The organism is Pseudomonas sp. GOM6 (assembly GCF_029537485.1).
In the GTDB taxonomy this organism is placed as follows: domain Bacteria; phylum Pseudomonadota; class Gammaproteobacteria; order Pseudomonadales; family Pseudomonadaceae; genus Aquipseudomonas.
Window position 1 is genome coordinate 18,038 of sequence record NZ_JARPUS010000026.1, and the last position, 13,283, is coordinate 31,320.

At 61.6% G+C, this 13,283-nt stretch carries 11 protein-coding genes and 2 riboswitches; of the genes, 3 read left to right on the forward strand and 8 right to left on the reverse strand.

What is annotated here, in order from left to right:
- Positions 1-63: 63 nt before the first annotated feature.
- From P7A97_RS20100 to P7A97_RS20125, 6 genes are all read right to left on the reverse strand, one after another.
- Positions 64-699, reverse strand: a complete 636-nt coding sequence (locus P7A97_RS20100) for an urea amidolyase associated protein UAAP2 (protein WP_277692246.1) — start codon at positions 697-699, stop codon at positions 64-66.
- 136 nt (positions 700-835) lie between these two features.
- Positions 836-1,567, reverse strand: a complete 732-nt coding sequence (locus P7A97_RS20105) for an urea amidolyase associated protein UAAP1 (RefSeq protein WP_277692247.1) — start codon at positions 1,565-1,567, stop codon at positions 836-838.
- A 2-nt stretch (positions 1,568-1,569) separates the two neighbouring features.
- A complete protein-coding gene (locus P7A97_RS20110; protein ID WP_277692248.1) occupies positions 1,570-2,352 on the reverse strand; it encodes an ABC transporter ATP-binding protein in 783 nt (260 codons plus the stop codon).
- Positions 2,349-3,164, reverse strand: a complete 816-nt coding sequence (locus P7A97_RS20115; protein ID WP_277692249.1) for an ABC transporter permease — start codon at positions 3,162-3,164, stop codon at positions 2,349-2,351. Before P7A97_RS20115 ends, P7A97_RS20110 begins: the two co-directional genes overlap by 4 nt.
- 107 nt (positions 3,165-3,271) lie before the next feature.
- Positions 3,272-4,339 (reverse strand): putative urea ABC transporter substrate-binding protein, encoded by a 1,068-nt coding sequence (locus P7A97_RS20120; RefSeq protein ID WP_277692250.1) that lies wholly within the window; start codon positions 4,337-4,339, stop codon positions 3,272-3,274.
- Between the two features lie 63 nt (positions 4,340-4,402).
- Positions 4,403-4,503, reverse strand: a riboswitch (guanidine-I (ykkC/yxkD leader).
- 171 nt (positions 4,504-4,674) lie between these two features.
- Entirely contained in the window at positions 4,675-5,733 is a 1,059-nt protein-coding gene (locus tag P7A97_RS20125; RefSeq protein WP_277692251.1) for a putative urea ABC transporter substrate-binding protein, read from the reverse strand.
- A gap of 52 nt (positions 5,734-5,785) precedes the next feature.
- Positions 5,786-5,886: riboswitch (guanidine-I (ykkC/yxkD leader) on the reverse strand.
- Positions 5,887-6,157: 271 nt separating this feature from the next.
- On the opposite strand from P7A97_RS20125, the gene P7A97_RS20130 reads away from it, so the two are divergent.
- From P7A97_RS20130 to lapD, 3 genes are all read left to right on the forward strand, one after another.
- Positions 6,158-6,631 (forward strand): hypothetical protein, encoded by a 474-nt coding sequence (locus tag P7A97_RS20130; protein WP_277692252.1) that lies wholly within the window; start codon positions 6,158-6,160, stop codon positions 6,629-6,631.
- A gap of 259 nt (positions 6,632-6,890) precedes the next feature.
- Positions 6,891-7,526 carry a cysteine protease LapG gene (gene lapG, locus P7A97_RS20135; RefSeq protein WP_347177307.1) on the forward strand — a complete coding sequence of 212 codons (636 nt, stop codon included), beginning with the start codon at positions 6,891-6,893 and terminating at the stop codon, positions 7,524-7,526.
- A gap of 21 nt (positions 7,527-7,547) precedes the next feature.
- Positions 7,548-9,482, forward strand: a complete 1,935-nt coding sequence (gene lapD / locus P7A97_RS20140; RefSeq protein WP_277692254.1) for a cyclic di-GMP receptor LapD — start codon at positions 7,548-7,550, stop codon at positions 9,480-9,482.
- Positions 9,483-9,537: 55 nt separating this feature from the next.
- Here the strand turns inward: lapD and P7A97_RS20145 are convergent, their stop codons facing one another.
- Positions 9,538-9,879 carry a tryptophan synthase subunit beta gene (locus tag P7A97_RS20145; protein WP_277692255.1) on the reverse strand — a complete coding sequence of 114 codons (342 nt, stop codon included), beginning with the start codon at positions 9,877-9,879 and terminating at the stop codon, positions 9,538-9,540.
- Between the two features lie 68 nt (positions 9,880-9,947).
- The coding region (locus P7A97_RS20150; RefSeq protein WP_277692256.1) for a cadherin-like domain-containing protein at positions 9,948-13,283 on the reverse strand (3,336 nt) is incomplete at its 5' end.

Consider the following 13,283-nt stretch of genomic DNA (forward strand, 5'->3'; position numbering starts at 1 on the left):
GTAGCCCGGATGCAATCCGGGGTGCGACATTGCCGGCTCCCCGGATTTCATCCGGGCTACGATTCAGTCCCATACCAGCACCTCGGCCGGCGTCGGGTTCCAGCCGTTGCACGGGTTGTTCAGCTGCGGGCAGTTGGAAATCAGCACGATCACGTCGGTTTCGGCGCGCAGCTCCACATATTTACCCGGCGCGGAGATGCCGTCCGCGAAGGTCAGGCCGCCATCGGGGGTGACCGGCACGTTCATGAAGAAGTTGATGTTGGCGCCGAGGTCGCGCTTCTCCAGGCGGCCATCGTGCAGGGCGCCGCGCAGGAAGTTGTCGCGGCAGCTGTGCATGTAGCGCTTGTCCAGCGCGTAGCGCACGGTGTTGCTCTCCTGGGCGCAGGCGCCGCCGAGGGTGTCGTGGCGGCCGCAGGTGTCGGCGCTGATGGTCAGCAGTGGGTTGCCGAGGTTGGAGTAGAGCACCGTGCCGGTGGTCAGGTACACGCGGTTCTGCTTGCGCAGGGTGCGCTGCGGGTCGTAGCGCTCGCGCGGGTTCCTCGCGCTGAAAAACAGCGTGTCAACGGCCTGGTTGCCTTCCAGGTCGAGCAGGCGAACGGTCTGCCCGGCTTTGACCTCGAACAGGTAGGGCTCGCCGGCCGGGATCACGTGGCGGAATACGGCGGCTTCGGGATGCAGGTTACTTTCGATCAGACTCATGGGCGACTCCGTGGGGTGGCCTTGGCCACTCGGCAGTACAGGATGTGCTGCCCGCGAATCGCTTGCGATTCGGCGGGAGCCATTCGCGGACATGCGCCGCGAATGGCGTCGCATGAAGGATTCAGGGATGAATCCTTCATGCCAGATAAAGCCTCTCGGTGTTGTGGAAGCCGCGGCCGTTCTCCGGGCGCGAGGTGCGACACAGCACGCTGATGCCGTCGCTATCGACCCTGTGCCAGGACAGCTGCACCGGCCTGGGTGCGTACTGCGGGTTGGGGTCCATCGGGTGCTGCAGGGCGGTGAGCACCACCAGGGTGTCCATCGGCGCGTACAGCTCGATGTAGTCGCCGGCCTTGGAGTTGTTCGGCTGGAAGTGGAAGCAGCCGTCACTGTCGACCGTCACCTTGCTGAACAGGTTGAGGTTCATCAGCAGGTCGGCTAGCCCCAGGTTCCACTTGCCCATTTCCACCAGCAGGTTGTCCACGCCGTTGCGGAAGAAACCGTTGCGCAGCTCCTGATAACGGCCTTGGCCATATTTCTCGGCGGTCTCAGTGGCATTCAGCACGCCGCCAAAGCTGTCGTGCCAGCCGCAGGTGTCGGCGGTGATGGCGGCGAGCACGCGGCCCATATCCGAGTACAGGCAATGGCCCACGGTGAGCTTGGCGGTGTGCTGGCACTTGAGGGTGTCGGGCAGGTTGAGACGCTCGCTCTTTTCCATGGCGTTGAGCAGCAGCAGGCTGACATTGGCGCCGCCTTCGAGGTCGGTGATGCGCAGCAACTGGCCGCGCTTGAGGACGAACGAGGTATGGCCGCCGCCGGGAACGAGTTCTTCGTACAGCGTGGGGCGCAGGGCGAGAGAGGCCGTCATGCTCAGGCTCCTTGGGTGTCGGGTTGCAGGCGCTCGGCGAGTTGGGCCGGCAGCTGGGCGCGGCGTTCGCTGTTGAGCGGAATGTCGTAGGTGATGCGCGCACCGAAGGCGTTCGGCGCGTGCGGGTCGATGCGGGTCTTGTCGAACACCAGCAGGCGGGTGCCGAGGCTGAAGCCCTCGCTCAGATCATGCGTGACCATAAACACGGTCAGCTTGGTTTCGTTCCACAGCTCCAGCAGCAGGGCGTGCATGTCCTTGCGGATGCCTGGGTCCAGCGCGCCGAAGGGCTCATCGAGCAGCAGCACGCGCGGCTTCATGATCAGCGCCTGGGCAATGGCCAGGCGTTGCTGCATGCCGCCGGAGAGCTGGCTGGGATATTTGTCCAGGGCATGGCCGAGGCCGACCTTGCGCAGGATCACTTCGGCCTGGGCACGCGCCTCGCGCTTGGCGCTGCCGAACAGGCGGCCGAACAGGGGCGAGCGCGGCAGCTCCAGGCCGATGGCAACGTTGTCCAGCACGCTCAGGTGGGGGAACACCGAGTAACGCTGGAACACCACGCCACGGCTGGCATCCGGTTCGGCGGCCAGCGGTTGGCCGGCCAGCAGGATTTCGCCCTTGCTCGGCCGCTCCTGGCCCAACAGCAGGCGCAGGAAGGTGGACTTGCCACAGCCCGAGGCGCCGACCAGGGTGCAGAACTCACCTTGGCGGACGATCAGGTTGAGGCGTTCCAGTACGACCTGGTCACCGTACTGCTGCCACACGTTGTTGACTTGGATGAAGCTCATGCCTTGGCTCCTTCATACCAGGGGAAGCACAGGCGGGTGAGCTGGCGCAGGCCCAGGTCCATCAGCCAGGCGAGCAGGGTGATCCACACCACGTAGGGCAGGATCACGTCCATCGCCATGTAGCGACGGACGAGGAAGATGCGGTAGCCGAGGCCATCAGTGCTGGCGATGGCCTCGGCGGCGATCAGGAACAGCCAGGCCGAGCCCAGCACCAGGCGCAGGGCGATCAGCAGGCGCGGCAGCAGTTGCGGCAGCACCACGCGCAGGATCAGCGTCCAGGTGCTGGCGCCGAGGGTTTGTGCCTTGATCAGCAGTTCCTGCGGAATCTCGCGGGCGCGCTGCTCCAGATCGCGGGCCAGCACCGGGGTGATGCCGATCACGATCAGCATCACCTTGGACAGCTCGCCCAAGCCGAAGACGATAAACAGGATCGGCAGGATCGCCAGCGGCGGCACCATCGACAGCACAGTGAGCAGCGGTGACAGCGGAGCGCTGAACAGTGGCAAGGTGCCCGCGGCGATGCCCAGGCACAGGCCGACCAGTGCGGCGATGCCGATGCCCATCCCCAGGCGTGCCAGGCTGGAGCCGGTGTCGCGCCAGAACAGGTAGGTGCCGCTGCGCTTGTCCTCACTGAAGGCCAGACGGTCGATGGCGTTGGCCATCTGTGCGGCGCTGGGCAGCAGCTTGTCGTTGGGGTTGTCCGCCAGACGTGCCGTGGAGCCTGCGAAGTAGGCGAACAGCAGTAGGGCGAAGGGCAACAGGATCAGCAGCAGGCGGCCGCCGCGGTCCGGGTGTCGGTTGATCAGGCGCATACGGAACTCTCGTAGGGCGTAGGGTGGGAGACTCGCGGAGCGATTTCCCACCAAGCGGGCCGCAGAGGTGGAAAAGGCTTGCAGCCGTTTTCCACCCTACGCAGCGGTCAGAGTTTTCCTTCGGCCGCCATTTCCATATAGCTCGGGTCGAAGCGCAGCTTGAGGTTGCCCTTGTCGCCCGTGGTCACGCCCTTGGCGAAGGCCATGCCGATGGCGTCGGCGCTCTGCGCGCCCTCGCCGAGCAGGCCGTGGCTGAAGGAGAACTCGGCCACCTTAGTCATGGTCGCCGGCAGTTTCGGGCTGTTGACGAAGGCCACGGCATCCTTGGCGCTGTAGAACATCTTGGTGGCGGCCAGCTGTGCTTCGTAGCCGGCCAGATCAGTGCCGGAGGCCTTGGCCATGTGCTCGCGCGCGGCGATGCCTTCGGCGGAGTCGGCACTCATGGTGGCCATGATTTCGTACCAGGCGCCGGTCAGCGCCTTGCCCAGTTCGGGGTTGTCTTTGAGGGTGTCGCTGTTGACCACCATCAGATCGATGATTTCGCCGGGGATCTGGCTGGAGTCGAATACTTTGGTCACCTTCGGTGTGGCCGCGATCTCGGCCAGCAGCGGGTTCCAGGTGGCCACGGCTTGCACGTCGTCGGTGGCGAAGGCGGCTACCAGGTCGGCGTCCGAGGTGTTGACCACTTTCAGGTCCTTCTCGGCCAGACCGGCGCGCTCCAGGCCTCGGGCCAACAGGTAGTGGGAGACGGACAGTTCGACCAGATTGACCTCCATGCCCTTGAGGTCGCCCAGGGTCTTCTTCTCACCCTTGATGACCACACCGTCGTTGCCGTTGGAGAAATCGCCGACGATCAGCGCGGTGCTGTCCACGCCGCCGGCAGCGGGAATGGTAAGGGCGTCCATGTTGGTCATGGTGCAGCCGTCGAACTGGCCGGCGGTGTACTGGTTGATCGATTCGACGTAGTCGTTGAGCTGAGTGACCTTGATCTCGATCCCGTACTTGTCTGCCCACTTGTCGACGATGCCCTGGGCGGCGCCGTACTCCCAGGGCATCCAGCCGGCATAGATGGTCCAGCAGACGTCGAACTGATCCTTTTTCTCGGCATGGACGGGAAGGGCGAGTGCGGCAGCGAGGCTGGCGGCGAACAGCGAGGAGAGCAGGGGCTTGCGCATGGGTGAACCTCCAGTTCTGGGAATACGGGCAGGAGCTGTGCGGCTCAACCTGAGTTGGCGCTCATCTCCCGGGCTTTTGTCCCGCCGTGTAACCCCGAACGAGGTCGCCAACTCTCGGACCAGTCACTCGCCTGTGGCGAGCCGGAACCCTAGTCGGCCATTGCGAATTGTCGTGCCGCGCCCCCATGTGGGGAGCTCCTGCATGTGAGGTCTATAGCGAACATCGTGCCAGCTGCGCCGAGCCCCGTAGCAAGGGGCTCGGCGGACCCGAGTAGCGGTTGGGGGGTGGCAGCTGCGCCCCTTTGTGGGGCGCTGTGGGCGTTGTTGGTGCTATCTCAGAGCTGTCTGTCGGCGGCCAGGCGCATGTAGGTGGGGTTGAAACGCAGCATGATGCGCGAAGCATTGCCCAATACCTGATCATCGCCGAACGCAATACCCAGTGCGCGCATCCCATGTTCCGCGCCCAGCAGCTGTTGGCTGTCGGCGAAGCGAGCGACTCGCTCCATGGTGTCTGCCAGCTTGCCATTCTGATAGAAGGTGACCGCGGCGCGTGCCGAGTAGAAGGAGCGGATGGTGCGCAGCTGGTTGTCGAAATCTTCCGCAGTGGTCTGGGCCGCACTGGCCATACGGGCGCGTGCTGCCTGGCCGGCGGCGTTGGGCAGGCCCATCAGGCGCATGCCCTCGAACCATGCACCGGTCAGAGCGCGGCCCAGCTCGGGGTGCTGGGTCAGGGTCTGGCTGTTGATCACCAGCAGGTCGAGAATTTCGCCTGGAATGTGACGTGAGCTGAACACCAGCACACTGTCGCCGTCCTGCTGCAGGTCGGACAGGATCGGGTTCCAGGTCACCACGGCATCGCCGCGACCGCTGCGCCAGGCTTCGGCCAGATCGGCGTCGGAGACGTTCTCAATGGTCACATCGCCGGGTTGCAGGCGCGCCCATTCCAGGGCGCGGCTGAGCAGGTAATGGGACACCGAGTTCTCCACCAGCAGCACGGTCTTGCCCTTGAGGTCTTTCAGGTCCTTGTTGCTGCCGCGAACCAGGATGCCATCGGCACCGGCAGAGAAGTCGCCGATGATCAGCGCAGTGGAGTCCACGCCCGCGGCGGCGGGGATGGTCAGTGCGTCCATGTTGGTCATGGCGCAGGCGTCGAACTGGCCGGCGCTGTACTGCTCGATGGACCCGACATAGTCCGGCACTTCCTGCACCTGGATCTCGATGCCGTACTGCTTCGCCCACTTGTCGATGATGCCCTGTTTGGCCAGGTCGCCCCACAGCATCCAACCGGCGTAGACCGACCAGCAGACCTTGAACGGACGATCCTGGGCGGTGGCGGGCGAGGGGGTTAGCAGAGCGAGCGACAACAGGGTGCAACACAGCAGGCGGGAAAGCATGGCTACCTCGGGTCAATTTACGGGGGCAGGATTGTGGCAGCCGTGCTGCGCATTCTCCCGGGCTTTTGTCCCGCCGTGTGACCTCGTACAAGGTTGCCGGCTCTCGGACCAGACATCCGCACGAAGCGAACCGGAACCCTAGCCGACCATTGCGTTAGTGGATGCGATGGCTGCGCCCCGCGGGGTTGGCAATCCTCGGCTGCGAGTAAGCGAATACTGTGCCAAGGAGGTCTGACTCGACATCTCGCAGTGTTTGTTGCGCCGCTGGCTGCCCTGTATGGTGATCCTGTCTGCGTAATGCCCGGATACAACTTTTACCGTGGGCGAGCGCAGCACCCCGCGGGCTGTATGGTGGTCGAAATGGGGGGAGCAGTCCTGGTGCTGACCGTCGTTAGCGCCTTCCCAGCGGTCGAAGGAGGCCGTCATGTCCCGTATAGCACCTGTTTTTGTCGCGTTGCTTCTGAGCCTGAGTGGTTGCGCCGTTTACGGTGGCGGCTACGACTACGGTCGTCCTGGCTACAGCGTGCGTTATTACGAAAGCTATCCACCGCCTCGTGTCTATTCCTACGGCGATGAGCGTAGCTACCGCTGGCATCGGGACCGCTACGAGGATCGTCGTCACTCGCATTACGCGCCCGGTTACGACGGCCGTTACCAGTGGCACGACCCGCAGGGCCGCTACGAGCGTCACCGCCAGCAGGCGCCACGCTATGCTCACCCGCCGCGTAATCAGGGCTGGCAGCATCCCGGTCAGCCGCCTCGTCAGCAATCCTGGAAGCTCAATAGCGGGCGTGAGTATTCGCACGACCGGCGCCATGAGCGCAGCTGGGAGCGGAAGGACAGGCAGCGCTCCTCACCGGACAACCGTCAGCTGCGCGGGTGGAGCATTTCTCGTTAGGCGGCTGCTCTTCTCTGAGCCGGAGTGGCTCTTAGTCGCTGCCGCCTGTGCACCTGCCTTGAGAGTGGTGCTCCTGTGTGACATGAGGGCGACTGCATATACGAACGGTGCTTGAGCGCAAGAGCCTGCTGAGTATGTGAAGGATTGTGTTTAGGGCAGTTGCCGCTCAACATGGCGGCCGTTTATCGGTATGGATGTTCCGAAGTTGCCGATCCGTGGTCTGGCGCCCCTTCAGTCTTGTTTAAACAAACCTGCAAACCTGGTTGTGCTGCTGGCATGCATGGCTGTTGCCGGTTTGTTGCAAGCAAGCTGGGACTTTCGCCTGATTAGTTCGAGGGCCGAAAGGCTTTACGGGCCTCTGGGAGAGGGCCTGTGGCGCATCAACGAATGGCAGCAACTCCTTGACGGGCAGTCAGGGCGGTCCGAGTACGAGCAGCTCAAGGCGGTCAATCAGTTCTTCAACCTGCGTCTGCGCTTTCGTGATGACATCGCGCTGTGGCGGGTCAATGACTATTGGGCTACCCCGGTCGAAGCGCTGGCCCGTGGCGCCGGAGATTGCGAGGACTTCGCCATCGCCAAGTACTTCAGCCTGCGTCAGCTTGGCGTGCCCAGCGAGAAGCTGCGCATTACCTACGTCAAGGCACTGCGGCAGAACCAGGCGCACATGGTGCTGACCTATTACCCCCAGCCCACGGCGATTCCGCTGGTGCTGGATAACCTGATCGATGCCATCGAACCGGCTAACCGTCGGAATGACCTGGTACCGGTCTATGCCTTCAATGCCGAAGGTTTGTGGCTACCCGGAGCCGGCGGAGGCAAGCAGGTCGGCGATGCCAAGCGTTTATCACGCTGGCAGGATCTTTTGCAGAAAATGCGGGCCGAGGGCTTTCCCTGATTTCGGCCGAGGGAGTGGTTAATGTCATTGTTCAAACAGCTGTTCATCGCCATCTGCGTGCTGATGCTGGTGAATTTCGCCGGCAGTTTTCTGGTCAGCGTGGAGGGCTCGCGTGAGCAGCAGGTCAATCAGCTTCGCGCCCATGCTCAGGATGCTGCCACGGCGTTGGGTTTGTCGCTGAGCCCGTATGCGGACGACGTGCCGATGATGGAACTGATGGTCAGCTCGATCTTCGATAGCGGCTACTTCCAGAGCATCCGTGTCCTGAATGCCGAAAGTGGCGAGGTGCTGGTGGAGCGCAATGGTGCGCCGGTCAGTGTGACGGCGCCGGAGTGGTTCGCGCGCCTGGTCGATCTGGCCCCAGCCAGCGGTGATGCCATCGTCAGCGATGGCTGGCGTCAGGCCGCCCGTGTCGAGGTGATCAGCCATCCATTGTTCGCCGTGGGCAGGCTCTGGCAGAGCACGCTGGGCACGCTCGTGTGGCTGATGCTGAGTAGTCTGCTCTGCGTCTGTCTGGGCGTGCTGTTCCTCAAGCGTCAGCTGCGTCCACTGGAATACCTGGTAGAACAGTCCAACGCCATTGCTCGTCGCGAGTTCCTTAGCCTGCCGGCGCTACCCAAAACCCCGGAATTTCGTCGTGTGGTCAGCGCCATGAATCAGATGGTGGAGAAGCTCAAGGCGCTGTTCGCCGAGGAGGCCTCGCGCAGCGAGAAGCTTCGTGCCGATGCCTATGAAGACAGCCTCACGGGCCTGGCCAACCGTCGCTACTTCGATTTGCAGCTGCAGGCTCGCCTGGTCGGTGAGAACGCCAGCAGCGGCTTTCTGCTGCTGCTGCGCATCAATGACCTGGCTGGGCTCAACCAGCGTATCGGCGGCCAGCGTACCGATCAGCTGCTCAAGGCTGTGGCCGAGCAGTTGCAGCAACTCAGCCAAGGGCGCTTCGTGCTGGCACGCAACCGAGGTGGCGAGTTCGCCTTGATGGTCGTCGGTCTGCAGCGTGATGAGGCCGAGCAACTGGCCGAGACGCTCGATCAGGCGCTGAGCAGCCTGCAGCAGACGGGCGTTACCGACAGCCTGCCGGTAGCGCATATCGGCATGACCGCTTTCGCGCCAGGTGACGAGCAAGCAACGGTTTACCAGGCTGCAGATGAGGCCCTGGCCCGCGCGGCCTGCCAGAACGGGCAAAACTGGGCCTGCCACGAAATAAGTGATGTGGCGCAACCCGTCGCCGCCGAACGCCAGTCCTGGTATCGCTTGTTGGATGAGGCCCTGACCTTGGGCCGAGTGCAGCTATATGCGCAACCGGTGGTTGACGCTGATCAGCCGGCGCGGGTGTTGCACCGCAAGGTGTTGGCGCGTCTGCATGATGAGCAGGGCATTCTGCTGCCGGCTGGGCGTTTTCTGCCGTGGTTGGAGCGCTTCGGCTGGGCGGCGCGCCTCGACCTCAGCATGCTTGATCAGGCTCTAGCTCACCTACTCAAGAGTCAAGATACGCTGGCGCTGAGCCTGTCTGGCAGTACGTTGCGTGACCCGCAGGCGCTGGCTGCTTTCTACGACAAGCTGCGCCAGCACAGCCAGTTGGGGGCACGGTTGATTATCGAGCTGGACGAAGATCAGTTGCCCGAGCAGGACGAGCTACAGGCCCTGGCCCAGCGCCTGCGCACGCTGGGCTTCGGCTTGGCGCTGCAGCACTTTGGTGGGCGCTTCAGCATGATCGGTAACCTGGCCAAGCTTGGCCTCAGCCATATCAAAGTCGATGGCAACCACATCCGCAGCATCGATCAGGAAGACGACAAGCGCCTGTTCATCGAGGCCATGCAGCGTGCAGCCCACAGCATCGATCTACCACTGTTCGCCGAGCGTGTGGAAACCGAGGGGGAGTGGCAGGTATTACGGTCGATGGGGATTGCCGGTGTGCAGGGTCGCTTGTTCGGCGAGCCAAGTTCGCTGCATTGACGGCGCCGGCTCAGGTCTGCCGGGGCTGCTCTGTCTTAGTATCCCTGGCAGTTTGTTAGATCAGCCCGGAGTCTTCGTCGTCGTTGATTAGGCTATGGGCACCCCCCAGGGCGTCACGTGCTCTGCTACGGCCTACCAGCTTTGCCTGTGCCGCTTCCGGCAGGTCGGTAATGCGCAGTACGCCCTTTTGCATGAGCGCGGTGATCAAGTCTTCCAGCACCCGGATCATGTCCAGGTCGCTCTGCTTGAGTTGCAGAAGGCTGCTCTCGACGGTCTGATTGGCAAACCAGGCTTGGGCTTCCTGGCTGTCTGCTACCAGTTCGCCATCCATTTCAGCGAATGGCGCTGGTTCCACTCTCTCCAGGTTGCCCCAGGCGTCGCGTTTTACATACAGCATGGCTAGTCCTCGGCCGTTGACGTCGTTCAAGCCTACCCGCTGCCTGGCGGCAGCGGGAGCCTTTGTCATCAGTGGTCAACCTTGACGATGGCGTTGTCACCGCCGGCGATCAGCGAGTTGATCATCTGCGACGACGTGGTGCCGAAGTCGGCAGCCGGCAGAGTGGTGTTTTCCAGGGTGATAGTGACATCTGCTGCTGCGCCATGGGCAAACTCGCCTTGGCTGCTGACCTCCAGAACAGTCGAGCTACCGTTGGTCACCACACGCAGATAGTCACCGATATTGCCGTCATTTTCGCCCTGCAGCAGATCACGCAGGTCAAGGGTGTCGCGATCTGTGCCGCTCAGGGTGAAGTCCTTGATTGTGTCTTTGCCGGTATGGCCGGCCTGCCACACGAAGGTATCGCTACCTGCGCCGCCGTAGAGGATGTCGTCTCCTTCGCCGCCGATGAGGATGTCCTTGCCGCCTTGGCCGTAGAGGATGTCATCGCCCTTGCCGCCATTTAGCGTGTCGTTGCCGCCGCGGCTATCGCCTGCCACGTTGAACAGGTCATGGTTGTTGCGAACATAGTCATAGAGATCCTGGTCGCTTGGCGCAATGCCGTTTTTCAGCTCAAGGAACTCTTTGAGTGCACTTAGGCCCGAACCGTCGGGGAGGTCGCTCGGTTTGCTCGGGTTGCCGTTAATATCCCAAGGCAGCGTGTCGGTATTGATCACGTCGCCGAAGATGATGTCCTGACCTGCCCCTCCGTTAATGATGTCGTCTCCTACAGGAACCAACTCAAGCGCCGTAGCGCCGCCTTGCAGGGCTGCATTCAACTGGTCTGTGGTGGTGACAATGTCGACAGTACCGACTGGGCCGGAGGCCAGGTTGTCATAGCGGACGATATTGTCGATGTAGACGGTTGTGTTACCCACAGTTGACGAGTTGTCGGTTACCGTGAAGACAAAGCGGTAGGTCCCAGCGCCCGCAGCAGCGGTGTATACGTTTAAATCATTCGTCTGAGCGCTGGTGAATGTGCCTGTGGCATTTGTAACGTTTGCCCAGGTGGAGCCCGACTGCTTTTGCAGGGCCCAGGTGAAGGTATCGCCCTCGGTAAAGTTCTCAGTTCTAAACTCGAAGCCAAAGCCGTCATCAGCCTGGCTCGCGTTCAGTGTGAAGGTGGGGCTGGTCGCGCCAGCAGAGCCACTTTCATTGTCTTGGATTCGCAGCTCATTATTATCCCGGGAGACCGAGTCGGTCCTGTCTGTCCAGTTGCTCGGGCTATTTCCACCGCTATTGTTATTGAAGTTGAAGAGAGTTGTAGCGCTAAAACCTACTGCACCTTGGCCACTCAGCGTGGTGTTATCAAAGAAGCGTAGGTAGGTCTCGTTTACGCCCGTGCCAACCCCAATGGCGTGTACGGTGCTCATGCCGCTCAGCGGGGCAAAAGCCGCGATAGACTCGCTCAGGACTGCATAACTGCCACCGGTGTCAGTGCTACTGCCGCTGTTGTTCAGGTAGCGGGTCGGGTCGCCATCGGTCAGGAAGAACGTCAGGTTCTCGTAACCATCGTTGATTCCTTTGCCATCGGCTGCCTGACCGTTAAACCAGTTAACAGTCGTATTGAAGGCAGCCTCGTAGTTGGTCTGGCCGCTTGCGCCAAGGTTGGTAATGGCCGTGAGCAGGGTGTTGACATTGGCGTCGCTCAGGTCATCGATATCCGCATTGATCGTGGCACCGTCGGAGAAACGGACCAAGCTGATATTGATCACGCCATCGTGATCCTTCAGCTGATTGGCCAGATTCTGCAGGGATGCCTTCACTAGGCTTACTCGGGACGAATTCATACTGCCAGACATATCCACGACAAGCGCGATGTTGTAGTCGCTGCCAGGTTGTGTGCTGGTCAGGGTGCCGCCTACATCGCCCAACAGTACATCGTCACCAGCGCCACCATTGACGGTGTTATCGCCATTGTCCTGGCTACCTCCGCCACCGACCTGCACAATGCCATCCGGTTTTGTGACCTTCAGGGTAACAGTGGCAGTGTCAGTGCCGCCCTGGCCATCACTGATGGTGTAGGTGAAGCTAGCGTCGCCATAAAAACCGTCTGCCGGGGTGAAAACTACCTGACCACTGCCGTTCAGCGAAACGGTGCCATTCACGGCGTCTTGCACACTCTCCACGAGCAGCGGATCGCTGTCTGGATCACTGTCATTGCCCAACAGGATCGAGGGCTCGATGAGCAGACTGTCACCACCTTCCACGACGAAGGGGGAGTCCTCTGCAACATGGGTCAGCGCACTGCCTCCGACTAGAGTGTAAGGGGCACCATTCTGACTTAGCTCCACCTGTAGGCGTGCCTGCCCCCCCTGATCCCAGTAAATGATTTCGACCTGCTGTGGGCCGGCCTGATCGGCACCGATCGTAAAGACCACCCCTTCATTGGTATTGGTTGACTGAATATCGTTGAACTCAGCCACCACCACACCATTAATGCGGATGCTATAGCCATCGTCTGCGGTGACGCGGAATTGGTACTGCCCGGCAGCCATCTGGATATAGCCACTCATCTTGATAATGGCGTCAGAGGAGTTGCCAGGGTCAGCCGAAAGCGAGTTGGCATTAGCGCCTGTCTCGCCCACATTAGCCCCAATAAAGCTCTGCAGATTCGTGCCAAATCCCAGGTTGTTGGCAGGATTTAGTGGACCATAGTTCAGCACGGTGGCATTGAAGGTCGCATCCGCTGTGCGCCCGTCAATGAAGCTACGTACTAGGCTCAGGTTGGTCAGATTGGCGCCATCGGAGCCATCGTTATAGCCAAAGTACTCGGCGAACAAACCTTGGATGCTGGTGTAACTGTCGTTCTGAGCGACTGGCGGGGTGTTTTCATCGAGGTCGTTGACGTTGACAGTGATAGCCGCGGTATCGGACAGGGTGCCGTCGTTCGCGGTGACAGTAAGTACATGGCGGCTGGCGGTTTCAAAATCTAGAGTTTGGCCGGCAGCGATGCTGATCACTCCGGTAGTCTCATCGATGGTGAAAATGCCTGAGTCGTTGCCCCCGGTGATGCTGTAGGTGATGGCGTCGTCATCACGGTCTAGGTCACTGTTGGTAAAACTGTCGTTGACGTTGAAGACCAGAGTGCCGGCAGCGACGTTTTCGGCAAGATTAACGCTGGCATCAATGATATTAGGTGCGTCATCGACGGCGGTGACAACGGGCGTGTCGCTGCCGGTGCCGGTCTTGGTGGCATCGTTGTTCTGGGTGACGCGCAGGTCGATGGTGTCGAGCGTGCCGCCGGCATTGATGACATCCACGCCAGCCTGGGTCAGTACAACCTGGCCATTGCTCAGGATGTAGTGATCACTGTTGGTGTTGAAGCTGACGGTGACGGCATCATTTTCGGCATCCGCGGTGAC

What these genes read in the sequence shown, in the direction of transcription:
- P7A97_RS20100 (WP_277692246.1), bottom strand. Translation starts at nt 699, where the DNA reads ATGAGTCTGATCGAAAGTAACCTGCATCCCGAAGCCGCCGTATTCCGC.
- P7A97_RS20105 (WP_277692247.1), bottom strand. Translation starts at nt 1,567, where the DNA reads ATGACGGCCTCTCTCGCCCTGCGCCCCACGCTGTACGAAGAACTCGTT.
- P7A97_RS20110 (WP_277692248.1), bottom strand. Translation starts at nt 2,352, where the DNA reads ATGAGCTTCATCCAAGTCAACAACGTGTGGCAGCAGTACGGTGACCAG.
- P7A97_RS20115 (WP_277692249.1), bottom strand. Translation starts at nt 3,164, where the DNA reads ATGCGCCTGATCAACCGACACCCGGACCGCGGCGGCCGCCTGCTGCTG.
- P7A97_RS20120 (WP_277692250.1), bottom strand. Translation starts at nt 4,339, where the DNA reads ATGCGCAAGCCCCTGCTCTCCTCGCTGTTCGCCGCCAGCCTCGCTGCC.
- P7A97_RS20125 (WP_277692251.1), bottom strand. Translation starts at nt 5,733, where the DNA reads ATGCTTTCCCGCCTGCTGTGTTGCACCCTGTTGTCGCTCGCTCTGCTA.
- P7A97_RS20130 (WP_277692252.1), top strand. Translation starts at nt 6,158, where the DNA reads ATGTCCCGTATAGCACCTGTTTTTGTCGCGTTGCTTCTGAGCCTGAGT.
- lapD (WP_277692254.1), top strand. Translation starts at nt 7,548, where the DNA reads ATGTCATTGTTCAAACAGCTGTTCATCGCCATCTGCGTGCTGATGCTG.
- P7A97_RS20145 (WP_277692255.1), bottom strand. Translation starts at nt 9,879, where the DNA reads ATGCTGTATGTAAAACGCGACGCCTGGGGCAACCTGGAGAGAGTGGAA.